Source organism: Mesorhizobium tamadayense (assembly GCF_003863365.1).
Lineage (GTDB): Bacteria > Pseudomonadota > Alphaproteobacteria > Rhizobiales > Rhizobiaceae > Mesorhizobium > Mesorhizobium tamadayense.
The window spans coordinates 61975-85783 of sequence record NZ_RQXT01000032.1; the positions used below are offsets into that span (position 1 = coordinate 61975).

Annotated in this window: 24 protein-coding genes and 1 tRNA gene; 6 read left to right on the forward strand and 19 right to left on the reverse strand. The window is 65.4% G+C overall.

The features are described 5' to 3' along the window. Positions 1–42: 42 nt before the first annotated feature. Positions 43–747 (forward strand): GntR family transcriptional regulator, encoded by a 705-nt coding sequence (locus tag EH240_RS23185; RefSeq protein WP_245436311.1) that lies wholly within the window; start codon positions 43–45, stop codon positions 745–747. An 88-nt stretch (positions 748–835) separates the two neighbouring features. On the opposite strand, the gene EH240_RS23190 is transcribed toward EH240_RS23185, so the two are convergent. The 3 genes from EH240_RS23190 to EH240_RS23200 all read right to left on the reverse strand — a co-directional run bounded on the left by EH240_RS23190 (position 836) and on the right by EH240_RS23200 (position 3382). After that, positions 836–1153 (reverse strand): hypothetical protein, encoded by a 318-nt coding sequence (locus EH240_RS23190; protein WP_125002943.1) that lies wholly within the window; start codon positions 1151–1153, stop codon positions 836–838. A 237-nt stretch (positions 1154–1390) separates the two neighbouring features. Then, the gene (locus EH240_RS23195; protein ID WP_125002945.1) at positions 1391–1696 is read right to left on the reverse strand and encodes a hypothetical protein; all 306 of its coding nucleotides are present in this window, start codon (positions 1694–1696) and stop codon (positions 1391–1393) included. Between the two features lie 189 nt (positions 1697–1885). After that, entirely contained in the window at positions 1886–3382 is a 1497-nt protein-coding gene (locus tag EH240_RS23200; protein ID WP_125002947.1) for a CoA-acylating methylmalonate-semialdehyde dehydrogenase, read from the reverse strand. 375 nt (positions 3383–3757) lie between these two features. Here EH240_RS23200 and EH240_RS23205 point away from each other — a divergent pair, with 375 nt between their 5' ends. Then, positions 3758–4639, forward strand: a complete 882-nt coding sequence (locus tag EH240_RS23205; protein WP_125002949.1) for a LysR family transcriptional regulator — start codon at positions 3758–3760, stop codon at positions 4637–4639. A gap of 20 nt (positions 4640–4659) precedes the next feature. Here EH240_RS23205 and EH240_RS23210 read toward each other — a convergent pair whose 3' ends face one another. The 8 genes from EH240_RS23210 to rsfS all read right to left on the reverse strand — a co-directional run bounded on the left by EH240_RS23210 (position 4660) and on the right by rsfS (position 13321). Next, entirely contained in the window at positions 4660–5916 is a 1257-nt protein-coding gene (locus EH240_RS23210) for a D-amino acid dehydrogenase (RefSeq protein ID WP_125002951.1), read from the reverse strand. Between the two features lie 181 nt (positions 5917–6097). Then, a complete protein-coding gene (gene alr / locus EH240_RS23215; RefSeq protein WP_125002953.1) occupies positions 6098–7246 on the reverse strand; it encodes an alanine racemase in 1149 nt (382 codons plus the stop codon). A gap of 395 nt (positions 7247–7641) precedes the next feature. After that, positions 7642–8160 carry an RNA pyrophosphohydrolase gene (locus EH240_RS23225; RefSeq protein WP_125002955.1) on the reverse strand — a complete coding sequence of 173 codons (519 nt, stop codon included), beginning with the start codon at positions 8158–8160 and terminating at the stop codon, positions 7642–7644. Positions 8161–8177: 17 nt separating this feature from the next. Then, entirely contained in the window at positions 8178–9377 is a 1200-nt protein-coding gene (locus tag EH240_RS23230) for a divergent polysaccharide deacetylase family protein (RefSeq protein WP_125002957.1), read from the reverse strand. 206 nt (positions 9378–9583) lie between these two features. Beyond that, entirely contained in the window at positions 9584–10915 is a 1332-nt protein-coding gene (locus EH240_RS23235) for a S41 family peptidase (RefSeq protein ID WP_167484120.1), read from the reverse strand. 1 nt (position 10916) lies between these two features. Further along, on the reverse strand, positions 10917–12251 hold the full coding sequence (locus EH240_RS23240) for a murein hydrolase activator EnvC family protein (RefSeq protein ID WP_125002959.1): 1335 nt from the start codon (positions 12249–12251) through the stop codon (positions 10917–10919). A gap of 148 nt (positions 12252–12399) precedes the next feature. Further along, positions 12400–12882 (reverse strand): 23S rRNA (pseudouridine(1915)-N(3))-methyltransferase RlmH, encoded by a 483-nt coding sequence (rlmH, locus tag EH240_RS23245; RefSeq protein WP_125002961.1) that lies wholly within the window; start codon positions 12880–12882, stop codon positions 12400–12402. A gap of 61 nt (positions 12883–12943) precedes the next feature. Further along, a complete protein-coding gene (rsfS, locus tag EH240_RS23250) occupies positions 12944–13321 on the reverse strand; it encodes a ribosome silencing factor (protein WP_125002963.1) in 378 nt (125 codons plus the stop codon). A 242-nt stretch (positions 13322–13563) separates the two neighbouring features. Here rsfS and EH240_RS23255 point away from each other — a divergent pair, with 242 nt between their 5' ends. Then, positions 13564–14415, forward strand: coding sequence for a mechanosensitive ion channel family protein (locus tag EH240_RS23255; protein WP_125002965.1), 852 nt, complete (start codon positions 13564–13566; stop codon positions 14413–14415). Between the two features lie 125 nt (positions 14416–14540). Here the strand turns inward: EH240_RS23255 and EH240_RS23260 are convergent, their stop codons facing one another. The 5 genes from EH240_RS23260 to obgE all read right to left on the reverse strand — a co-directional run bounded on the left by EH240_RS23260 (position 14541) and on the right by obgE (position 20253). Then, a complete protein-coding gene (locus tag EH240_RS23260) occupies positions 14541–15839 on the reverse strand; it encodes an MFS transporter (RefSeq protein ID WP_167484121.1) in 1299 nt (432 codons plus the stop codon). Positions 15840–15919: 80 nt separating this feature from the next. Continuing rightward, positions 15920–16507 carry a nicotinate-nucleotide adenylyltransferase gene (locus tag EH240_RS23265; RefSeq protein WP_125002998.1) on the reverse strand — a complete coding sequence of 196 codons (588 nt, stop codon included), beginning with the start codon at positions 16505–16507 and terminating at the stop codon, positions 15920–15922. Positions 16508–16756: 249 nt separating this feature from the next. Further along, positions 16757–18043 (reverse strand): glutamate-5-semialdehyde dehydrogenase, encoded by a 1287-nt coding sequence (locus EH240_RS23275; protein WP_125002969.1) that lies wholly within the window; start codon positions 18041–18043, stop codon positions 16757–16759. A gap of 18 nt (positions 18044–18061) precedes the next feature. Then, positions 18062–19219 carry a glutamate 5-kinase gene (proB, locus tag EH240_RS23280; RefSeq protein ID WP_125002971.1) on the reverse strand — a complete coding sequence of 386 codons (1158 nt, stop codon included), beginning with the start codon at positions 19217–19219 and terminating at the stop codon, positions 18062–18064. Continuing rightward, positions 19216–20253: a GTPase ObgE gene (obgE, locus tag EH240_RS23285; protein WP_125002973.1), complete on the reverse strand. Its 1038-nt coding sequence runs from the start codon at positions 20251–20253 to the stop codon at positions 19216–19218. The genes proB and obgE overlap by 4 nt, the downstream gene beginning before the upstream one ends. A 137-nt stretch (positions 20254–20390) precedes the next feature. Here obgE and EH240_RS23290 point away from each other — a divergent pair, with 137 nt between their 5' ends. Beyond that, a complete protein-coding gene (locus tag EH240_RS23290) occupies positions 20391–21254 on the forward strand; it encodes an endonuclease/exonuclease/phosphatase family protein (RefSeq protein WP_125002975.1) in 864 nt (287 codons plus the stop codon). 195 nt (positions 21255–21449) lie between these two features. On the opposite strand, the gene EH240_RS23295 is transcribed toward EH240_RS23290, so the two are convergent. The 3 genes from EH240_RS23295 to rplU form a co-directional block, all read right to left on the reverse strand. After that, a complete protein-coding gene (locus EH240_RS23295) occupies positions 21450–22037 on the reverse strand; it encodes a GNAT family N-acetyltransferase (RefSeq protein ID WP_125002977.1) in 588 nt (195 codons plus the stop codon). Between the two features lie 122 nt (positions 22038–22159). Beyond that, on the reverse strand, positions 22160–22429 hold the full coding sequence (gene rpmA, locus EH240_RS23300) for a 50S ribosomal protein L27 (RefSeq protein ID WP_125002979.1): 270 nt from the start codon (positions 22427–22429) through the stop codon (positions 22160–22162). A 117-nt stretch (positions 22430–22546) separates the two neighbouring features. Then, positions 22547–23266 carry a 50S ribosomal protein L21 gene (gene rplU / locus EH240_RS23305; protein WP_125002981.1) on the reverse strand — a complete coding sequence of 240 codons (720 nt, stop codon included), beginning with the start codon at positions 23264–23266 and terminating at the stop codon, positions 22547–22549. Positions 23267–23460: 194 nt separating this feature from the next. Here rplU and EH240_RS38105 point away from each other — a divergent pair, with 194 nt between their 5' ends. Further along, complete coding sequence (locus EH240_RS38105) at positions 23461–23625, forward strand: hypothetical protein (protein WP_167484122.1); 165 nt, start codon at positions 23461–23463, stop codon at positions 23623–23625. Positions 23626–23709: 84 nt separating this feature from the next. Next, a tRNA-Ser gene (locus EH240_RS23310) sits at positions 23710–23799 on the forward strand. Positions 23800–23809: the final 10 nt, after the last annotated feature.

The following is a 23809-nucleotide window of genomic DNA, read 5'->3' on the forward strand; positions in this document are numbered from 1 at the left end:
GGTATATTTATTAAGAAGCGGGCTGTCAACACGGAATCCGTTATGATATATGAAAAATATATCAGGAGCCCGGCATTGATATCCTCATTGATATCCATTGAGACGAGCCCGGCCTTCGAGCCTGTGGCGACCAAGGCCTATCGTGTGCTGGAGCACATGATCGTGACGCTTGAGCTGGCGCCCTCGAGCTTCGTCACCGAGGGCGCGCTGATCGAGCGGCTCGGCCTCGGCCGCACCCCGGTGCGCGAGGCGATCCAGAGGCTCGCCTGGGAAGGCTTGCTTGACGTCAGGCCGCGCGCCGGCATCGCGGTCGCGCCGCTCCACCCCGGCGACTGGCTGCGCGTCATCGACGCCAGGCGCGGCGTCGAGGTCGTGCTCGCCCGCTCCGCCGCGCGCTTCGTCACCCGCGAGGCAGCCGACCTTTTTCACGAGGCGGCCCTTGCCATGCAGAAGGCGGTGATCTCCAGCAATGTGCTTGCCTTCATCCAGGCCGACAAGCAGCTCGACGAGGCACTGGCGATCGCGGCCGACAATCCGTTCGCGGCGCGCGTGGCGGCGCCCTTGCAGACGCACAGCCGCCGCTTCTGGTTCCGCTACAAGGCCGATACCGGCCTGGCGGAATCAGCCGAACACCATGTCGCGCTCATCCGCTCGATCCTCGACGGCGACGAGGAAGGCGCCGCCAAGGACGCCAAGAAACTGATGACGCTGCTGCGCGGCCACGCCGAGGTGGCCGCGACACGCTAATCGGAGCGGTTCAGCCTTCGCTGAACTGCCCCGGTCAGTTATTTACGCAATTTCAGGAAAACCGTTACACATTTTCCTGGAATTGCTTTCAGCCGCCCGGCTGCCCGACCGCGGTGGCCAGCGTGTCTTCCCATCCCTCGCCGGCCGCCAGGATGCAGCTCTGGCCCTTAACGTCGGTCATCAGGATGGTCCAGGTTCCGCTAGCCGACACAAACACCTCGAAGATGGCGACGTCTCCGGCCACGCCGTAGCCCAGCCGCTTCTCCTCGAATGCCTCTGCCAGCCTTGCGACCAGAAAGTCATGGCCGCCGCAGATGACTTGCGCCTGCACTGGGACCGCCGGCAAAGCCATCATGGCGCCGACAGCCGCCGGCTTGATCCATCGAAACGAAAATTCGCGTGCCATGGGGGCACCTCCTTTGCCTTGGCATTCCGGCAAGGGAGGCACATTCGGCCGCCTCAGTGTGCCGGAACGTTCCAGGCCGGATTCGACGTCTTCATCACGTCACTCCTTCTGGTTTCCGGTCTGTCGCAGGGAGACCATTACTCCCTGGATTCGATATGGTGAACCTATGCTCCGTAAACAAGCGGGCGCGGCGAGCGCCTGCGCTCGTGGCGAGGCGCTTCGCCGGCGTTTGAGTGTTCAGGCACCCGGCATGGCTGCCGTGATCGAAGGGCTGTCCCAGCCTTCGCCCACGGACAGAATGCAGCTTTGCCCCTTGGTGTCGGAAGCAAGGACCGTCCAACTGCCCTGGTCGGAGACAAATATCTCGAGCACGACGTTCGGATTGATCAGCCCGCGCCCCGCTACGGTTTCGTGGAACTTGTCGCCGAGTGCCTTGATCACTTCAGCACGTGGGGCGCATTGCGCGGCCGCATTGGCCTGAGCGGTTGCGGCTGACACTGCTATCGCCGCAAGGAAGACTGTCGTCAAAAGGCATCGTGTCATCTGACACCTCCTCGCGCCAGACGAGAACCCCGGCTGCCACCGGCGCTGTTTGATTGGCCTGCAATCTTTGCAGGAATAAAGGCTAAGGCGGATGGTGCCGTCTTGGTTCCATCGCGTCGGCATTTTGGCGCACAGGAATGCAAAAGGCCCGGCATGTACCGGGCCTTCAACTGTTCGATCTATGTTGGATCAGTTCATCGTCGGGATGACGAACTCGGCGCCGTCCTTGATGCCGGACGGCCAGCGCGAGGTGACCGTCTTGGTCTTGGTGTAGAAGCGGAACGCGTCCGGCCCGTGTTGGTTGAGGTCGCCGAAGGACGAGGCCTTCCAGCCGCCGAAGGTGTAGTAGGCGATCGGCACCGGGATCGGCACGTTGACGCCGACCATGCCGACCTGGACCCTCGACGCGAAGTCGCGCGCAGCGTCGCCGTCGCGGGTGAAGATGGCGACGCCGTTGCCCATCTCGTGGTCGTTGGCAAGCTTGATGGCGTTCTCGTAGGTCGGCGCGCGCACCACCGAGAGCACCGGCCCGAAAATCTCTTCCTTGTAGATGCGCATGTCGGCGGTGACGTTGTCGAACAGGCAGCCGCCCATATAGTAGCCGTTCTCATAGCCCTGCATCTTGAAGCCGCGGCCATCGACGACCAGCTTGGCGCCTTCCTTGACGCCGATGTCGACATAGCCCTTCACTCGCTCCAGCGCTTGGCGCGTCACCAGCGGGCCGAAATCGGCGGAGGAATCCGTCGACGGACCGACCTTCAGGCTCTCGACGCGCGGCACCAGCTTCTCCATCAGCCGGTTGGCGGTGTCGTTGCCGACCGGAACCGCCACCGAGATCGCCATGCAGCGCTCGCCGGCCGAGCCGTAGCCGGCGCCGATCAGCGCATCGACCGTCTGATCCATGTCGGCGTCGGGCATGATGATCATGTGGTTCTTGGCGCCGCCGAAGCACTGCACGCGCTTGCCTGACGCGGTACCGCGTGAGTAGATGTAGTGCGCGATCGGCGTCGAGCCGACGAAGCCGATGGCCTTGATGTCGGGATCGTCGAGAATGGCGTCCACCACTTCCTTGTCGCCGTTGACGACGTTGAGGATGCCGGCCGGCAGGCCGGCCTCGATGAACAGCTCGGCGATGCGGATAGGCACGCCCGGATCGCGCTCCGAAGGCTTCAGGATGAAGGCATTGCCGCAGGCGATCGCCGGGGCGATCTTCCACAGCGGGATCATCGCCGGGAAGTTGAACGGCGTGATGCCGGCGACGACGCCGAGCGGCTGGCGCATCGAATAGACGTCGATGCCGGGGCCGGCGCCGTCGGTGAACTCGCCCTTCATCATATGCGGCGCGCCGATGCAGACCTCGACCACTTCGAGGCCGCGCTGGATGTCGCCCTTGGCGTCGGCGATGGTCTTGCCATGCTCGCGCGCTAGGATGTCGGCCAGCTCGTCATAGTCGCGCTGGACCAGCTCGAGAAACTTCATCAGCACGCGCACGCGGCGCTGCGGGTTGGTGGCGGCCCACTTGGGCTGCGCGGCCTTGGCATTCTCGACCGCGGCGCGCAGTTCCTGCGCCGAGGCCAGCGCCACAGTGCCGCGCACGGAGCCGTCCATCGGCTGCATGACATCCTGCTTGCGGCCGCTGGTGCCGGCGACACGCTTGCCGCCGATGAAATGACCGTACTCGATCATGGTTTCTCTCCCTGTGTTCGTGATGGCGCATTGTCCGCCTTTGCGGCGGAGATGGCAACGCGAGCCAAAACGCAACCGTTGTGCAGAAAATAGACAACCGCCGCCGGGCGTGCATTAATTGCCGCAAAATGGTTGGCTGCTCGATCGTTGAAAAGGATTGAAGGTTGCGTTCCTTCACACCCCCCTCTGTCCTGCCGGACATCTCCCCCGCAAGGGGGGAGATCGGACGTCACGCCCGCTTTCGCCAATCGCCAACGCACGAGGAGAAGTGCCGTCAAGGAAGCTGCCAATCTCCCCCCTTGCGGGGGAGATGGCCGGCAGGCCAGAGGGGGGTGGGCGGGAACTCGACGCTCATCATTAGCATGGACGTTTCCCATGAACTGGGATGACGTCCGCATCTTCCTCGCCGTGGCGCGTGCCGGGCAGATCCTCGGCGCGGCCAAGCGCCTGGAGCTCAACCATGCGACCGTCTCGCGCCGCATCGCCGCGATCGAGGACGCCCTGCGCACAAAACTTTTCCGTCGCCTGACCACCGGCAGCGAGCTGACGCCCGCCGGAGAGCGCTTCCTCGACATTGCCGAGCGCATGGAAAGCGACATGATCGCCGCGCGCTCGACCATTGCCGGCGAGGGCGACGATGTGTCGGGCACCGTGCGCATCGGCGCGCCCGACGGCTTCGGCGTCGCTTTCCTCGCCAAGCGGCTTGGCGAGCTGACCGCGCTTCACCGCGAGCTGACCATCCAGCTGGTGCCGGTGCCGCGCTCCTTCTCGCTGTCGCGGCGCGAGGCCGATATCGCCATCACCGTCGAACGGCCGACCGAGGGGCGGCTGGTGGCGGGCAAGCTGGTCGACTACACGCTCGGCCTGTTCGCCTCCCGCGCCTATGCCGAGGCGAACGGCCTGCCGAAGACGGCAGCCGAGATCGGCCGGCACGCGCTGATCGGCTACGTGCCCGATCTCATCGTCAGTCCCTCGCTCGACTATGCCGCCGAGTTCAGCGCCGACTGGTGCTCGAGCTTCGCCATCTCCTCGGCGCTCGGCCAGGCTGAAGCGGTGCGGTCGGGCGCCGGCATCGGCATCCTGCACACCTTCGTCGCCCGCTCGATGCCGGAGCTCGTGCCGGTCGACATCGTGGCGCCCATCCGCCGCGCCTATTGGCTGGTCTATCACGAATCGGTGAGGCCGCTGCGCCGGGTCCAACTCGTCGCCAATTTCATTACCAAGGCCGTGGAGCGGGAAAGGGGGTTATTCGTGTAGCGCTCTGGATGCGGCCTTCCTTACTTCAAATACCGGTCCGGGCTGAGGTCGAGCGCGTTGATCTCCGGCACCCGGTTGGACATGACGTCGGAAAGCACCTTGGCCGAGCCGCAGGCCATGGTCCAACCCAGCGTGCCATGGCCGGTGTTGAGGTAGAGGTTGGACAGCTCGCTGCGCCCGACCAGCGGCGGCCCGTCCGGCGTCATCGGCCGCAAGCCGCACCAGAAACTAGCCGCCTTGAGGTCGCCGCCGCCCGGGAACAGGTCGCCGACCGAATGCTCGAGCGTGCGGCGGCGCGATTCATGCAGGCGAAGGTCGAAGCCCGAAATCTCCGCGGTGCCGCCGACGCGGATGCGGTCGCCGAGCCTGGTGATCGCTACCTTGTAGGTCTCGTCCATGACCGTCGACACCGGCGCCGCCGCCGCATCCGTGATCGGCACGGTGATGGAATAGCCCTTGACCGGATAGACCGGGATCGGCCGCTTCATCTTGCGCATGAAGGGCGCCGAATAGCTGCCCAGCGCCATCACATAGGCGTCCGCCATCCGCCAGCCCTTGTCGGTGCCGACCTGGACGACGCGGTTGCGGTTCCTGACGACGCGCCGGATGGTCGTGCCGTATTCGAAGGTGACGCCACGCGCGACGCAGAGCTCGGCGAGTTTCTCGGTAAACATGTTGCAGTCGCCGGTCTCGTCGCCGGGCAATCTCAGCCCGCCGACGAATTTTTCCCGCACGCCGGCCAGCGCCGGCTCGGCCGCGATGCAGCCGTCCCGGTCGAGGACCTCATAGGGAACGCCGTATTTCTTCAGCACCTCGACATCGCCGCCGGTGCCGTCGAGTTGCTTCTGCTTGCGGAACAGCTGCAGCGTGCCCTTGGCCCGCTCGTCATAGGCGATGCCGGTCGCGGCGCGCAGCGCCTTCAGTGTGTCGCGGCTGTATTCGGCTAAAGGCACCATGCGCGACTTGTTGAGCGCATAGCGCTCGGCCGTGCAGTTGCGCAGCATCTTGATGAGCCAGGTCCACATATGCGGATCGAAGGCGGGGCGCACCACCAGCGGACCGTATTTCATCAAGAGCCATTTGACGGCCTTGACCGGGATGCCGGGCCCCGCCCATGGCGAAGCGTAGCCGGGCGACACTTCGCCGGCATTGGCGAAGCTGGTCTCCAGCGCCGGGCCCTGCTGCCGGTCGATCACCGTGACCTCATGGCCGGCCTCGGCAAGGAAGTAGGCGGTGGTGATCCCGATCACGCCGCCGCCCAGCACCAGGACTTTCATTCTATGCTCCCTCAAAGCCGATCATGCCGCCGAGGGGCCGGATCGTCATCTTCTGTCTGCCGGATTTTGCCGCCCCCGCCAAGGGCTCCGCTGGCACATGTCGCCCGAAGCGTGCAGGCGGCTTCGGGAAAACGACACGCATATCAAAGGCCGCCTGAAGCCTTGTCAGCGCGATACGGCTTCAGCCGCCGACATAATGGCGATGAAAGCGCGAACCCAGGCTGGCAAGAACCTCGTAGCCGATGGTGCCGGCATGCGCGGCCGCGTCGTCGAGACTTTGCGACGGGCCGATGAGCTCGACGAGCTCGCCTTCGCCCGGCTTGCCGGCCGGAAGCGCTGAAACGTCCAGGATGATCGAATCCATCGATACCCGTCCGACGAAAGGCAGCCGCACGCCGTCGAACCAGGCGGCCGAAGCCGCGCGCCGGTGCCAGCCATCGGCATAGCCGAGCGAGATCGTCGCCAGCCTGAGCGGTCCGCGCGCGTGATGGGTGTGGCCGTAGCCGATGCCGGCGCCGTCTTCGACGCCGCGCGTCTGCGCCACCTTCGCCTGCAGCCGCACCACCGGCAGCATCGGGTTGGTCTCGCTCGGCGTCGGGTTGATGCCGTAGAGCGCCGCGCCCGGCCGCGCCAGATCGTAGTGGTAGGCCGATCCGAGGAAAATGCCGGACGAATTGGCAAGCGAGGCCGGCGCCTTGGGCAGTATCTTGCGCAGCCGCTCGAATGCCAGCCGCTGGGCTTCGTTGGCAGGATTGCGCGGCTCATCGGCGCACGCGAGATGGCTCATCACGAAGCGGATGTCGATGCCGTCGAAAGCGTCCTTCGCGAGCGCCTCGACGTCCTCCCGCGGCACGCCGAGCCGCGACATGCCGCTGTCGACCTGGATCGCGGCCGGCAGCTTTCGGCCGGCGGCGCGCGCCGCTTCGCGCCAGGCTCTCAACTGGGCGGCGCTGTTGATGACGGGATGCAGTCCGGCCGCGAGCGCCTCCGATTCGGAGCCCGGCGGCAGGCCGTTGAGGACAAAGATGTCAGGCCCAGGCCCAGGCCCAAGCGCCTTGCGCAGCGCGATGCCCTCGCCGAGCAGCGCGACAAAGAAGATGTCGCAGCCCTCCTTCATTAGCGCCGATGCCACCGGCGCTGCGCCAAGACCATAGCCGTCGGCCTTGAGCACGCCAGCGCAGCGCACGCCCGCCAGCCGCGCCTTCAGCCGCCGGTAGTTCTCGCGGATGGCGCCGAGATCGATGGTCAGGATCGCGCCGGCCGCCGCTTCGCTGACCGGCTGGCTGCCGGAGACGTCCGCTTTCGGCAAAGGCGCTTTGGCGTCCTTCATCGAAGCAATCGCTTCAGACAAGGAGAACCTACGCTTGTCGCGGAGACGCCCGGCTGTCTAAGTCGGCGCTGCCCCTCATCGCCCTGCCGGGCACTTCTCCCCGTATAGTGACGGGGAGAAGTGGCTGGCCACAACCTCGGCGCCTTTCTTGCGACGCTGGAGGCTGGCGAAGTCGGCGGCGACAGCGCCCCTCTTCCCGTCACTATACGGGGAGAGGATGCCGGCAGGCAGGTGAGGGGCAGCGCTGACGCCCAATTGATGTGCGGTTGCCATGTGTCATTCATGCCTGCCTCTTGCTTGGGACGCATCGGCGTAAATAGAGCACGATTTCCAGCAGTGTGAACCCGTTTTGCTCAGCCGAAGACCACGGCCTGTTGCATCCGCGATACTCGCGGCTAGCTGGCTAGGTGCTGGAAGGCCGCCACCACCTGCTCGTAGACCTTGCGCTTGAAAGGCACGACCAGATCAGGGAGCTCCTGCATCGGCCGCCACGCCCATTGATCGAACTCGGCCGTGTGGCCGCCCGGCGGCGGGTTGATCTCAATCTCGCTCTCGTCGCCCTCGAAGCGATAGGCGAACCATTTCTGCGTCTGGCCGCGATAGCGGCCTTTGAAGGCGAGGCCGACCAGATGCGGCGGCAGGTCGTAATTGATCCAATGCGGCGCCTCGGCGAGCAGCGACACGCTGCGCATGCCGGTTTCCTCGTAAAGCTCCCGCTCCGCCGCGGTAAGCGGCTCTTCGCCCTTGTCGATGCCGCCCTGCGGCATCTGCCAGAGCTTTGTGGTGTCGGAAAACTCGCTGTCCGGTTCGGCGATGCGGTGCCCGATCCAGACCAGCCCGGCACGATTGAGGATCATCAGCCCGACGCACGGGCGGTAAGGCAATGTCTCGGGATCGATCATTTTCGTGGACATTCCATGGATCCCCGTGGCTAGCCTTTTTGCGGATCGATCGCTACCGCCGAAATCGGCACGATCTCGATGCCGCGTTTCTTCGCCTCGGCGACCCAGGACGTCACCGTGTCGACGGTGACGTCGAAAGCCGAGCCGATGCCGACGGCCGAGCCCTTGGCCCGCGCGGTCGCTTCGAGGCTGTCCAGCTTCTTGAGGATTTCGCCGCGATCCTGCACCGCGTCGATCGCCATGTCGCCGGCGACGAACGGCACGCCGTCCTTCAGGGCAAGGTCGGGCGCCAGGCTTCGCGCCGACGAGCCGTCGTCGACATAGGCAAGCCCACGCTTGCCGAGTTCGGTCATGAACGGTCCCATCACATTGGCATCGGCCGAGAAGCGTGCGCCCATATAGTTCATGACGCCGGTATAGTTGGTCGTCCTGGACAGCGCCCAGTGCAGGCGCTTCAGGTTCTCGTCCGGGCTCGCCGAAACCGTCAGCGTGTTGCGCCCCGGATTGACGTTGGGATAGTCGAACGGCTCTAGCGGTACCTGCATGACGACCTCGTGCCCGCTCTGGCGTGCCGCCTTCATCCAGCGGTCGATGCTGTTGCCCTGGGGTGCGAAAGCCAGCGTCACCTCGGCCGGCAATTTGGCGATCGCGGCTTGCGTGCCGGTCTGCGAGACGGCGAGCCCGCCGATGACGATCGCCACGCGCGCGCCGCGCGCGCCGGACCACGGCCGCGCATAGACGTCGAACGGCCGCCTGCCGTCGGCGGAACGGACCGGCAGCGGACCGGTGTCGCTGGCCTCGATCAGCGCCCTGTCCGGGATATGCGCGACCTTCAGGTTCTGGCCGAGCGTCGAAGGATCGCGGATGACGATACCGGCCTTTGGCGGACCGTCGCCCTCTTCGGTCTGGACATGGATGATCTGCGGGCCGCCGCTCTTCATCGGCGTGCTGGCGCCGGGTTTCGCCGTCGCCACCTCAGCCGGCGCCGGCGTCGCCGCCGGTGCCGGCGCCGGGGCCGGCGCCTCGGCCGCCTTCGGCGTCGAAACGGCTATCTCTTCCGGCTTGCGGAAAGGTCTTTCACGCAAGGCGATCGCGCCGGAAATGCCGACCACGGCGAAGATGACGACCGCCGTGCCAAGCGTGCCGGCGCTGATGCCGCGAGAGGCAGGGCGCTGAGGCCGGAGCGTCTGTCCGAGCGGGCGCTCGATGTCCTTGCCGATGTCAGCCAAGCCGCATCCCCAAGCCCGTGGCGCGGCTGATCGGATCAGTGTAGCGGATCGGATCAGCGCTCACGTGCGAATTCAAACCCTCGGCGCCCCGGCGCCCATCCCGAACCAACATGTCCCCGAATCAAACTGCCGGAACCTCGCGGTCCCGGCAGCATCGCATCGCTTCGATCGGGCGGCCAGAGCGATATGCCCCGGCCTTCCCGCCTTTACTGGTTCAGCACAGCCTTGTCCGGGTTCGGCGGGAAGGCCGGATCGGTCTTTTGGCCGCGCAGCAGCTGTTCGGCATAGATCAGTTGCAGGTCGTCCTTCGGCTCCGGCGGCACATAGGCGGCCGAGCCCGAGCCGGTTGTGCCCTCGTCGGCGCCCTTGATGTGGCCCTTGAGGTCCGATTCGCCGCGGGTCAGGTCCCTGCCCTGCAGGTCCGGCGGCAACGGCTGCTCGACCTTGATGTCGGGCGTGATGCCCTTGCCCTGGATCGACTTGCCGGATGGCGTGTAATAGAGCGCCGTGGTGAGCCTGAGAGCGCCGTTCTCGCCGAGCGGGATGATGGTCTGCACCGAGCCCTTGCCGAAGGACTGCGTGCCGACGACGGTCGCGCGGCGCAGGTCCTGCAGCGCGCCGGCGACGATCTCGGAAGCGCTTGCCGAGCCGCCATTGACCAGCACGATTAGCGGCTTGCCGTTGATGTCGTCATTCTGCTTCGGCTTCGAGTCGAAACGGGTGACATCCTTCGGATCGCGGCCGCGCGTCGAGACGATCTCGCCGCGCTTGAGGAAGGCGTCCGACACGCTCACCGCCTGGTCGAGCAGGCCGCCCGGATTGAGGCGCAGGTCGAGCACATAGCCCTTCAGCTTGTCGTTCGGAACCTGCTTCTTGATGGTCTCGATGGCGTTCTCGAGGTCGTCATAGGTCTTTTCGGTGAAGGAGGTGATCTTCATGTAGCCGACGTCGTTCTCGACGCGGAACTTGACCGCCTTGACCTTGATGATGTCGCGCACCACCGTCAGCTCGATCGGCTTGTCGGCGCCCTGGCGCAGGATGGTGAGCTTGATCGGTGTGTTGACCGGGCCGCGCATCTTCTCGACCGCGTCGTTGAGGGTCAGCCCGCGCACCTCCTCACCGTCGATCTTGGCGATGTAGTCGCCGGCAAGCACGCCCGCCTTGGCGGCCGGCGTGTCGTCGATCGGCGTGATCACCTTGACGAGGTCGTTCTCCATCGTGACCTCGATGCCGAGGCCGCCGAACTCGCCCTTGGTCTGCACGCGCATGTCCTGCGCCTGCTCGGCGTTCATGTAGGAGGAGTGCGGGTCGAGCGAGGCGAGCATGCCGTTGATGGCGTTCTCGACCAGCGACTTGTCGTCCGGCGGCGTCACATATTGCGCGCGCACCCGCTCGAAGATGTCGCCGAAGATCGCCAGCTGCTTGTAAGTCTCGGAACCCGCAGCGTTCGCCGCCGAGCCGGGCGCGCCATAGACCAGGCTCATTGCCGAAGCGCCCATCAGCGCGCCGGCAAAAAGAAGCGACAGTTTCCGCATCATTTCACGTCCTTCCAGAAAATCGGTCCGCCCACCAGGGGTTCGGATCGACGGGTTTTCCATCTTTGCGGAACTCCACATAGAGTTCCGGCGTCGCATTTCCATTCTGCGAGGCCGAGGTGCTTGCCACCCGCGCCTCTCCCATCGCGCCGACCGGTTCTCCTGCGAGCACCGACTGGCCAGTCGCGACGCTGATTCTGCTCATCCCCGCCAGGACGACATGATACCCATCGCCCGCATTGAGGATCAAGAGTTGACCATAGGAGCGAAACGGCCCCGCATAAAGCACATTTCCATCCGCCGGCGCGGTGACGATGGCTCCCGATTGTGTCGCAACCATGTCGCCCTGCATCATTGCGCCATTGCCGTCGTCGGCCCCGAAGCGCCTTTTGATCTTGCCGATGACCGGCAGCGCGATCTGGCCCTGCAGCGCCGCGAACGGAGCGGCAGCGGCCAAACGGTTGCCCTCCGGCACCGGCGGCGCGGCAAGGTCCGTGGTGGACGCCGTCGTGTCGCCATCGGCCGATTTCTGCTCGGCCGCCTTGGCCAGGTCGGCCGCCTTGCGCGCCTTGTCGGCCTCGAGCGAAGCGATGAGGTCCTTGAGGCTGCTGGCCTTGGCCGCCAGCTGCTGCGAGCGCTGCTGCTCGGCGGTCAAAGCCGCTTCGGTATCGGCCTGCAGCTTCCGCTTGGCTTCGAGCAGCATGGTCAGCCGCTTCTTTTCCGCCGTCTGCTCGGTGACGGCGGCGCTGAGCCGCCCTCGTTCGGCCTCGATCGAGGCCGTCACCCGGGACTGTTCCTTGAGATCGGCGAGCAGCCTGTCGGTCTGCTGGCGCAGTTCAGGCACCACGGCGCCGAGCAGGATGGCGCTGCGCACCGACGACAGCGCGTCCTCCGGCTTGACCAGGATCGCCGGCGGCGGGTTGAGCCCCATGCGCTGCAGGGCGCCGAGCACCTCGGCGAGCACGTCGCGACGCGCCACCAGCGAGGCGTGCAGCTTCTCTTCCTCGGCCTTCAGCCCTTCCAGCTTGGCGCCGATGTCCTCGATGTCCTGGCCGAGCTTCTGCTCGGTCATCGCCGACTGGATCAGCGCCGCGCTGATCGAGGCATGGTCCTTCTTGACCGTCGCGACATCGGCGGCGAGCTTGGCCAGCCGCTCGGAGGATAAGGTGATTTCCTTGGAGACCTGCTCGTATTCGGCCCGGCTCTGGTCGGGGTCCGGCGCGACATCGAGCGTGTTTTCCGCCGCCTGAGCCGACCCGAGCGCCATCAGCGCGGCGACAAGTGTCAAGCCGCGGCGGCTGCGCCAGGCGCGCGTTCTCGAATTCCAGCCTTCAGACATCAGGCCTCGACTCTATCCGCCGCTTCGTTAACGAACCATCAACCATGTTGGCGCACCCGCAACAACTGTGATGTCGGGCCAATGAGGCGGAAATCCGTGCAAGCGGACGTGATCCCCAGCTTTCGGGAGTCATATCGCGAACGATGCCTCAAGAGCGATGATAGGGGTGTCCGGACAGAATGGTGGCGACGCGATAGAGCTGTTCGCCGAGCATGACGCGCACCAGCTGATGCGGCCAGGTCAGCGCCCCGAACGACAGCACAATATCGGCCTGCTCGCGCAAGGATTTGTCGTGGCCGTCGGCGCCGCCGATCGCGATGACCAGCGCCTTGCGGCCGCCGTCGCGCAATTGGCCGATGCGGGACGCCAGATCCTCGGAGGACAGTGCCTTGCCGCGTTCGTCGAGCAGGAACAGCACGGTGCCCTGCTGCAACTGACCTTGCAGCTTCTGGCCCTCCTCGCGGCGGCGGTCGTCGGCGCTTTGGCCGCGGCTCTCGGGGGTCTCGACAATGCCGGCAAATTCCAGCCCGACCGCAGGCCCGCTCTTGGCGAAGCGCTCGAAATAGCGGTCGGCGAGTTCTCTCTCGGGGCCGGACTTCATCCGGCCCACGGCATGAACGGTGATCTTCATCCTCGCCTCGGCGAGCCCTCGATCGACGCCCGACCGGAACGGTCACGGCATGCGATACGGCTCAGTGCAAGGTCTCTTCCTCGAGGTCCGGCGCCTGCCACATCTTTTCGAGATTGTAGAATTCGCGGACTTCGGGACGGAAGACATGGACGATGATGTCGCCCGAATCGATCAGGACCCAGTCGGCGCTGGCCAGCCCCTCGACGCGCGCCGTGCCGAGACCGGCATCCTTGAGCGCCTTGAGGAGATGATCGGCGACAGCCGAGACATGACGGTGCGATCGGCCCGAGGCGATGACCATATAGTCGCCGAGGCTCGATTTTCCCTGGATGTCGATTGAGACGATATTTTCGGCCTTGGAGTCTTCCAGACTGGCAAGGACTGTGTCGATGGCGAGGGACGCAGCATCGCTTCCGCTGATCCCGGCCGGCGAAGGCACGATATCGGCCTTCTTCCGCAGTGCTGTTCTCAGTGTGTTTCCTTTCCCAACAAGAACAACCAAATCACCCGGCAAATCAGGTGACACCACTTAGATAGGCAGAGTTCCGTTGCAGTTTCAAGACGGGCCGGCCTATCGGTGCCAACGCGGCCCCTCTTCGTTGGGTTCCGCACTCCCGAAAAAATCGGAACCCATTACGCTTGGCACGGGTTATCGGCTCATTGACCAATGGGGACTTTTCCATGCCGACCGACCCGCAAAGCGCCCTCCTCACCGTCCAGGCCGGGCTTGCCCAGCTCAGCACGCTCATCGTCTCCTATTCCTTCTCGGCGATCGGCGCCATCATCCTTCTGATTGTCGGCTATTTCGTCGCCGGCCTTGCCGAGCGCTCGATCTTCGCCGGCCTCGGCCACATCCACGGCTTCGACGCGACGCTTCGCCATTTCTTCTCGAAGATCGTCCGCTACGCCATCCTGATTCTCGTCGTCATCATGGTGCTCGGCCAGTTCGGCGTGCAGACAGCCTCCATCATCGCCGCCATCGGCGCCATCGGCCTGGCCATCGGACTGGCGTTGCAGGGCACGCTGCAGAACATAGCCGCCGGCATCATGCTTTTGGCGCTGCGGCCGTTCCGCATCGGCGAACATGTCGAGGTCGGCTCGATTGCCGGCTCGGTCGAGGAGATCGGGCTGTTCGCGACCAAGCTGCGCACTGTCGATGGCGTCTATATCCTGGCGCCCAACCAGACGCTGTGGAACCAGCCGGTGCGCAACTTCACCCGCAACGGCGTCAGGCGCTGCGACATCAGCTTGAGCATCGGCTCATGGAACGACATCGACCGCGGGCAAAAGACGCTGCTTGCCATCGCCAATGCCGAGAAGCGCATCCGGCGCGAACCGGCGCCGATCGCTTTCATCGCGAACCTCGGCGAGAGCACGGTCTCGCTGACCTTGCGCTACTGGACGTCGGCTGCCGATTACTTCGCCACCCAGATCGACATGACCAAACGCGCCAAGCAGGCCTTCGACAACGAAGGCATTTCGATCCCGCTGCCGCCGCCCGAGCTGCCGGACGCGGAGGCTCGCAAGCAGTAGGCCACGATCCCTAAAAAGTCGCAGACTTTTCGGAGAAGATCATGGTTCAAAAACAAACCTTCGAGCAATTCCAGGAAAAGCGTGAAGCGGTTTTCTGTCCGGATTGCAAAGCGAAATCCAACGGCTCAGTTCTTGGCCTGTCGTGACTGCTCGTCCGGCGCGAAGGCGAGCTCCACCGGCAGAGGTGTTTGCGCCGACATCGGCGCGAAGCTGCCGGTGGCGGCAGCAGGCGTCGGCCGCGCCGCCATCACGCGCCACAGCACGAACAGGCAAAATGCCGAAGCGATGAAGATGGCGACATAGATGAAGGTCTCGGTGCCGAAGACGGCGGAAAGCGCCGTCACGATGCCGGGCACGATAAAGCCGGACAGCGACCAGGCAAAAAGCAGCGAGCTCGAGAGCGCCAGCAGTTCCTCCCTCCCGGCGCGGTCGGCGGCGTGCGCGCTGGAGATCGAATAGATCGATTCCGACGCGCCGTCCCAGATGAGATAGATCACCACCAGCGCGATCAGCGCTCCGCCGTCGAAGACAATGGCGAGCAGGCTCGCCGCCACCGCGAGCGCCGCCGCGCCCGCCAGCACGTAGCGCCGGTCGGTGCGGTCCGAGAGCCAGCCGAGCGGTATCTGCAGGATCAGCGTGCCCACCGGCATCGCCGACAACAGCAGCGCCACATCCGCCTGGCTGTAGCCTTTGGCGGTGGCGTGGATCGGCGCGAAACCGGAAATGATCATCGACAGCCCGCCCACCGCCAGCATGCCGACGACGCCGACCGGCGAGATCTTCCAGGCCTGGCCGAGCGCCACCGAAGCCGCCTGCGGCGCGGGCGGCTGGGCAAGCCGCGTCATGCCCACCGGCAGGATGGAGAGCGCGGTGAAGGCGACGCCGATCAGCGGCGCCGCCGCTGTCTCGATGTCGATCGCGGCAAGTGTCGCATAGCCAACGCCCAATCCGCCGATATAGGCGACGTAGAACACGGCCATGACCCGGCCGCGTATGGCATTCGGCAAGGCGTCGTTGAGCCAGCTCTGCGCGACGATGAACAGGCCGCAGATGGCAAAGCCGTAGAGCGCCCGCGCCGCGATCCACAGCAGCGGCATCGGTCCGGCGCCGATCGCGACATTGGAGAGCGCGATCAGCGCCGAGAGCACCATGAACGCACGGGCATGACCGACTCGCCTGACGAGCGGTCCGGTCAGGATGCAGCCGGCGAGCCCGCCGGCCGAAAGGCCGGTGACGATCAGTCCGGCCCAGGTCGGATCGAAGCCTTCGGCGCCGAGGCGGACGGGAATGAAGGCGAACATCAGCCCGTTGCCGATCGCGATCAGCGCCATCGACACGACGACGCTGGCGATGGCGATCAGCGGCGACGACTGCGCGCCCAGGTCGATCGCGGTGCGGCTCTTCTCCAGCATGGCTGCCAGCATCGCTCACCGAAGGGCGAAAAGCCGCCGTAAAAGCGACATGGCCGGTCTTCCCTTCTCCCCATGTGGGAAAAGGTAAGGAGCTACCCCTTCGCCGCGTTGCGGATCGCGGTGGAGGACAGCGACGAGCGCGGACCATGGACGAAGGTCCAAGCCGGCGCCCGCATGCGGGCAAGAAGCGGAGCGTCGCCTTCGTCGACGCGGGCATAGTCGAAGGTCTTGGCGACGACCGACGACAGGAAAGAGAGCGTGGCGCCCGGGCGGTCGATGACCGCGATCGGAAAGGTCAGCACGATCTCCCGCCAGCGCTGCCAGCGATGGAAGTCGCGCAAACTATCCGCGCCCATGATCCAGACGAAGTCGACGCCCGGATTGCGCGCCTTGACCAGCGCCAGCGTATCGGCAGTGTAGCGGACATGCTGCGCTGCCTCGAAGGCGGTGACCTTGATCTTCGGATTCCTGGCGATCTTTTCGGACAGCGCGACGCGTTCGCCGAGCGGCGCCAGCTCGCGTGCGCTTTTCAGAGGATTGCCGGGCGTGACGATCCACCAGAGCTGATCGAGCGCGAGGCGTCTCAGCGCAATCTCGACCACCAGCGCGTGGCCGGCATGCGGCGGGTTGAACGAGCCCCCGAACAGGCCGACGGCGAGGCCCTTTCCGGCATGCGGCATTTTTAAGTAGCGGGTTGGGACAGGCTGCTCGGGCTGGGAAAGCATGCGCTAGGCACCTCCCTCTGTCCTGCCGGACATCTCCCCCGCAAGGGAGGAGATTAGCGGTTTCGGCGAAGGCACAAACTTTGCAGCGCCGGCGATTGGCGAAGGGAATTGTGACAGCCGATCTCCCCCCTTGCGGGGGAGATGCCCGGCAGGGCAGAGGGGGGTGTCCAGGCGCAACGGTCTACGCTCTAGCGCCAAACAACTTCAAGGCCTCACCTGTCCCGACCCGCGCACGCGGTATTTGAACGAGGTCAGCTGCTCGACGCCGACCGGTCCGCGCGCATGCATCTTGCCGGTGGCGATGCCGATCTCGGCGCCCATGCCGAACTCGCCGCCATCGGCGAACTGCGTCGAGGCGTTGTGCAGCAGGATGGCGGAATCGATCTCATTGAAGAATTTTTCGACCGCCTGCGCATCCTCGGCGATGATCGCTTCGGTGTGGTGCGAGGAGAAGGTCTCGATATGCTCGATCGCGCCGGCGACGCCGCCGACCAGCTTCACGGCGATGATGGCGTCGAGATATTCCGTCACCCAGTCGGCATCGGTCGCCGGGCTCGCGTCGGAAAAAGCCTGCAGCACCTCGGTGTCGGCGTGGATCTCGCAACCGGCCGCGCGCAGCGCCTCGAGGATCGGCACCAGATGCGTGGAGGCCACAGCGCGGTCGACCAGCAGCGTCTCGGCCGAGCCGCAGACGCCGGTGCGCCGCATCTTGGCGTTGACGGCGATCTTCACCGCCATGTCGAGCTTCGCCGAGCGGTCGACATAGAGGTGGCAGATGCCTTCGAGATGCGCGAATACCGGCACGCGCGCCTCGTTCTGCACGCGCCCGACCAGGCTTTTGCCCCCGCGCGGAATGATGACGTCGAGATTGCCGCTCAAGCCTTTGAGCATCTCGCCGACGGCGGCGCGGTCGGTGGTCGGCACCAGCTGGACGGCATCCTCGGGGAGGCCCGCCGCCTTCAGCCCTTCGACCATGCAGGCATGGATCGCAGACGACGAATTGATCGAATCCGAGCCGCCGCGCAGGATCACCGGATTGCCGGCCTTCAGGCAGAGCGCGCCGGCGTCCGCCGTCACGTTCGGGCGGCTTTCATAGATGACGCCGACGACGCCGAGCGGCGTGCGCACACGCTCGATATGCAACCCGTTCGGGCGGTCCCATTCGGCGATCACGTCGCCGACCGGATCCTTCAGCGCGGCGATCTCGCGCATGCCGTCGGCCATCGCCTTGATGCGCGACGGTGTCAGCTTGAGCCGATCCATGAAAGACACTGACAGGCCGGCTTCCCCGCCGTTCGACATGTCGATGGCGTTGGCGTCGAGGATCGCCTGCTCGTTGCGCAGGATCGCGTCGGCCATGGCCAGCAGCGCGGCGTTCTTGGCGGAGGTAGTTGCAACAGCCAACGGTCGGGCGGCGGCGCGGGCGCGACGGCCGATATCGGCCATCAGCGTCACCGTGTCTTCCCCGGATTTTTCATGCAGCTTCAGCATGGTTCATCCTCCGCCGGGTCATTCGCCGCTCAATACTTGATCGCTGGCCAATACTTGGTCGCCAGCAAGGCTTACCACAAGGTCGTCGCGATGGATCATCGCCGAGCGCGCCTCGTAGCCAAGCACATTTTCGATCTCTGCCGTCTTCAAACCTGCGATCCTTACGGCATCGGCGGCATCGTAGGCAACCAGCCCGCGCGCGATCTCGCGGCCCTCGGGCGACAGGATCGCCACCGTGTCGCCGCGCGAGAAATTGCCGCTGACCAGCTTCACGCCGGCCGGCAGCAGCGACTTGCCCGACTTCAGCGCGCCGACGGCGCCCGCATCGACGGTGAGCCGGCCGGCCGGTTCCAGTTGTCCGGCGATCCAGGTCTTGTAGCCCTTCACCGGGTTAGCGCTCGGGCGGAAGAAGGTGGCGCGTTCGCCGCGCTCGATCGCCATCAGCGGCGAAAGCCGCGTTCCGGACGTGATGATCATCGCCGTGCCGGCGGCGTTGGCGATCTTGCCGGCGTCGAGCTTTGTGCGCATGCCGCCGCGCGACAATTCGGAAGCGGCCGCTCCCGCCATCGCCTCGATGTCGGGGGTGATGCGGTCGACAACGGGAATGAATTTGGCGCCAGGGTCCTTGGCCGGCGGCGCCGTGTAGAGACCGTCGATGTCGGAGAGCAGCACCAGGAGATCGGCCGCCATCATCGTCGCCACCCGCGCGGCCAGCCGGTCGTTGTCGCCATATCGGATCTCGGAGGTCGCCACCGTGTCGTTCTCGTTGATGACCGGCACCGCCTTCATCTTGAGCAGCGTCGAGATCGTAGCGCGCGCGTTGAGGTAGCGACGGCGCTCTTCCGTATCGCCAAGGGTCAAGAGAACCTGGCCCGATTTCAGCCCGTCCCTGCCGAGCGCATCCGACCAGGCGCCGGCAAGCGCGATCTGGCCGACGGCGGCCGCGGCCTGGCTCTCCTCGAGCTTCAGCGCGCGCCTGCCGAGGCCGAGAATGGTGCGGCCGAGCGCGATGGCGCCCGACGAGACGACGAGCACCTCCGCGCCGGCATCGGCGAGCACCGCGATGTCGTCGGCGAGCGAGCTCAGCCAGTCGCGCTTCAATCCGGTCTCGCGATCGACGAGCAGCGCCGAACCGATCTTCACGGTGATGCGCCGGTATGATTTCAGCGATTTCATCGGTCTTGCCGCCAGCGCGTGTCGACGGGGGCGGGAACGGCGTCGCGCGCCTCGGCAACCACCGCCATCAGCGCGCGCAACACCGCCTCGACGCCTTCGCCGGTGACCGCCGACACCAGCATCGGCGCGCGACCGGCGGCGCGCTTCAGCGACGCCGCCTTCTTCTTGCGGGCATCGGCATCGAGGATGTCGACTTGGCTGAGCGCGACGATCTCGACCTTGTCGGTTAGCCCGTTGCCATAGGCTTCGAGCTCGGCGCGCACGGTCTTGTAGGCCTTGCCCGGATTCTCCTCCAGCGCCGAAACCAGATGCAAAAGCACGCGCGTGCGCTCGACGTGGCCGAGGAAACGGTCGCCGATGCCGACCCCCTCATGCGCGCCCTCGATCAGGCCGGGAATGTCTGCCAGCACGAATTCGCGGCCGTCGATGCGGGCAACGCCAAGACCGGGATAAAGCGTGGTGAACGGATAATCGGCGATCTTCGGCTTGGCGGCGGTGACCGCGGCCAGGAAGGTCGACTTGCCGGCATTGGGCAGGCCGACCAGCCCGGCATCGGCGATCAGCTTGAGCCGCAGCCAGATGTTGAGCTCTTCGCCCGGCTGTCCGGGATTGGCGCGGCGCGGCGCCTGGTTGGTCGAGGTCTTGAAATGCTGGTTGCCGAAACCGCCATTGCCGCCCTTGGCAAGCAGGAAGCGCTGGCCGACCTGGGTCAGGTCGCAGATCAGCGTCTCATTGTCCTCGGCAAAGACCTGGGTGCCGGCCGGCACTTTCAGCGTGACGTCGGCGCCCTTGGCGCCGGTCATGTTGCGGCCCATGCCGTGCGTGCCCGTCTTGGCCTTGAAATGCTGCTGGTAGCGGTAGTCGATCAGCGTGTTCAGGCCGTCGACGGCTTCGGCCCAGACATCGCCGCCGCGGCCGCCGTCGCCGCCGTCCGGGCCGCCGAACTCGATGAATTTCTCGCGCCGGAACGACACCGAACCGGCGCCGCCGTCGCCGGAACGGATGTAAACTTTAGCCTGGTCGAGGAATTTCATAGGATTGCTGAGTTTCTGCTAGTGGCTTTGCGGGATTGCTCTAAACCAAGGCGAGGCGAAGGGCGAGGCCGTTTTGCAACAACAGCGTCGCGCGTCCTTTGGACGTGCATATGCGCAAGGGCTGGGGAGATGCCGCAATGTTGCTTGTCACCTACAACATCCAGTACGGCATCGGTCTCGACGGCCGCTACGATGTCGACCGCATTACCGATGCCGTGCGCGGCGCCGATGTGATCGCCCTACAGGAGGTGACCCGCAACAACCCGCGCAACGGCGACCACGACATGGTGGCCGAGATCGGCGAGGCGCTGCCGGACTACTTTGTCGCCTACGGCAGCAATTTCGAGGTCAATGTCGGCTCGCGCCTGGATGCCGGCCGCGCCGTCACCAGGACCTTCCAGCTCGGCAACATGGTGCTGTCGAAGACGCCCATTCATCTATCGCGCAATCTCCTTTTGCCGCGCAGCCGCAGCCTCGAGGCGATGAACTTCCAGCGCGGCGCGCTCGAGGCGCTGATCGAGACGCCGCTCGGCTTCGTCCGCTTCTACTCAACCCATCTCGACCACCGCAGCCCGGTCGAGCGCCAAAGCCAGATCCGCTTCCTGCGCCAGCGCCTGCTGAACTACGCGCTGGAAGGCGGCGGGCTCTCCGGCATTCCCGAGATCGGCCTGCCGGACCTGCCCTATCCGGAAGCCTTCATCGTCATGGGCGACTTCAACATGCTGCCGGGGTCGCCCGAATATGTCGATCTCGCCGGCCGTCCCGACCATGAGTTCGGCATGCCGCTCACCGCCGATCTCGCCGTCGATGCCGCCCAGCGCCTCGGCGTCTCCGATCTCGTCACCTGGGTCGATCCCAAGCGGCCCGACGATGCCGGCCGCCACAAATGCATCGACTATGTCTTCACCAGCGCCTCGCTCGCTGGCTCGCTGAAGCGCCTGTGGGCCGACCGGCAGGCCCGTGGGTCGGATCACCTGCCGGTCTGGGTCGAGCTGGGCTGAGCCCAACCGCGTAGCAGCCCCCTCATCCGGCCGCTTCGCGGCCACCTTCTCCCTAAGGGGGAAGAGGTAGGCACCGGCGCCTCAAACTCCTCTCCCCTAGGGGAGAGGTCGGATTGCCCCGAATTGCTCTTCGCAATTCGGTCGGCAATCCGGGTGAGGGGGACTCTTAATCAAGCACAGCTTGCGGAGCAGCCATCAAAAATGCACCCAGTTCCGCAAGCTGGTCCAGGTCTTCCGGTCGAGGCGGTAGCGCTCGACCGGCACTTGGCCGGCGACGATCGAGTTCAGCATGCCCTGGCCGGCATACTGGAAGCCGCACTTGTGCATGACCCGGCGCGAGGCCGGATTGATGACCCTGGTCGAGGCGTGCAGCACCTGGATCGGGGTCTTCTGGAAGGCGAGGTCGACCAGCGCGTGCGCGGCCTCGGTGGCGTAGCCGCGCTTCCAGTAGGGTTCGCCGATCCAGTAGCCGAGCTCCAGCCCGCGATCGGTGGTGTTGAGCCCCGCGCAGCCGACGAAGGTGCCGGTGCCGGCAAGCGTCAGCGCGTAGACGATGCCGGCGCGGCGCGACGAGGCCATGGCCAGGAAGGCGCGGGCTTCGGCCTCGCCGTAGGGGTGCGGCATGCGGGCCAGCATTTCGGCGACATGTCGGTTGTCGGCTAAAGCAACGAGTTGCTCGAGATCGCTCTCGCGAGGAGCACGCATGACCAGACGCTCGGTGGCGAGCACGGGGCAATCGATCGCGTAACTTTCGTCTTCGGTGTCTTCCGCTTCGGCAACCATTTTAGTCCTCCAGGCAAAGAAAATAAAAAGGAGAGATGGAAGCCCATCTCTCCTGATCCTTTTCCTGGCCTGGCCAGACACCGGTTCCCGAGATGGGCGCCGGTGTTATGGTGCGGAACCGGCTACTCCGCTGCTTTGGTGATCGGGTTTACCGACACGTAGGTTCGGCCGTTGGCTTTCTTGTTGAAGGCGACTGCGCCTGCTTCCAGCGCAAAAAGGGTGTGGTCCGTGCCCATGCCGACATTGACGCCGGGATGCCAGGTGGTACCGCGTTGACGAATGATGATGTTGCCGGCGACGACGGCTTCGCCGCCGAACTTCTTCACGCCGAGCCGCTTGGAGTGCGAGTCGCGACCGTTGCGCGACGAACCGCCAGCTTTCTTGTGTGCCATCTAACTAACTCCGATGCGCCCTAGGGCGCCTGAATGGTCTTATGAACGCGTTCGCGTTCCGTTTCAAGTCCGATCCGGCGACGTTTTTTCGCCGGCCCGTCTACTTGTTCGCTCGCCTTACTTCTTCGCCAGTTCCTTGGCCTGCTCGCGCCAGTCCTTGATCTGGTCGGTGCTGAACGGCATGTGCTCGTCGATCTTGGCGACATCCTTGTCGGTGAGCTTGGCGAGCTGTGCGAAGGTGACGATGCCCTGCTCTGCCAGGTCCTTGGCGGCGACCGGGCCGATGCCCTTGATCACGGTCAGGTCATCTGGCTCGCCCTTCGGCGCCTTGAATAGCGGCGCCGCGGTCTCGGCCTTGGCCTCTTCCTTCGCAGCCACCTCTGCGTTGGCTTCCTTCTTGGCCTTGGCCTCCTTCGGAGCGGCCTCTGCCTTCGCTTCGGCAGCGGCTTCCGCCTTGGCTTCGGGCGCCTTGGCCTCGGCCTTGGCTTCCGGCTTCGCGGCGGCCTTCTTCGACGGCTTGGCGCCGCCCAGCAGGATCTCGGCGATCCGCACTGTGGTCAGAAGCTGGCGATGGCCGATCTTGCGGCGCGAATTCTGGCGGCGGCGCTTCTTGAAAGCGATAACGGTGCGGTTCTTGCCCTGCTCGACGACTTCCGCCGTGACCATGGCGCCATCGACGAACGGCGCGCCGAAGGTGACATTCTCGCCCTCGCCATGCGCGAGCACATTGCCGATCTCGACGATCTCGCCGACCTTGGCTTCGACTTTTTCGATCTTGAGCAGATCGTTAGCGGCGACGCGATACTGCTTGCCGCCCGTTTTGATGACTGCGAACATTTTTTGCCTTTCGCTGTTCGGTCGGCCTCGATGAACCGCCTCAAGCGGTTCGGCCGTCTTTTTGTCAGTCTGCGGGTTCAAAAAACAAGCGGCGCGGAAGAGCCTCCACGCCGATTGCGCGCCGTCCCTAACCGAAGGTTGCGCGGAAGTCAAGGCAATGGAACCCCGCACTTACCCCGGCCTGGGAAGCGACAATGTCCCTGAGCAGAGCCTCGCCCGAAGTTGTGACCGGGCATGCGCCGGGCGCTCTGAGTTGGTCGACGGCACGAACCGCGCGGCAAGCGGCGAAGGCGCCCTCAGCCGGCTGTGCCGGCAACGGCCGCATCATCGCGGCGTTGCGGCTCTCCGCAGCAGCCTGAAAATCGGCTGAATAAGGCCTTGTAACTGCAGCGCCCAGCCGTTATCTAGTGCGCCGCGCCGGCAACGGCCGACCATGACCTCGCGGAGAGGTGGCAGAGTGGTCGAATGCACCGCACTCGAAATGCGGCATGCTCGCAAGGGCATCGGGGGTTCGAATCCCTCCCTCTCCGCCATCCGCGCACG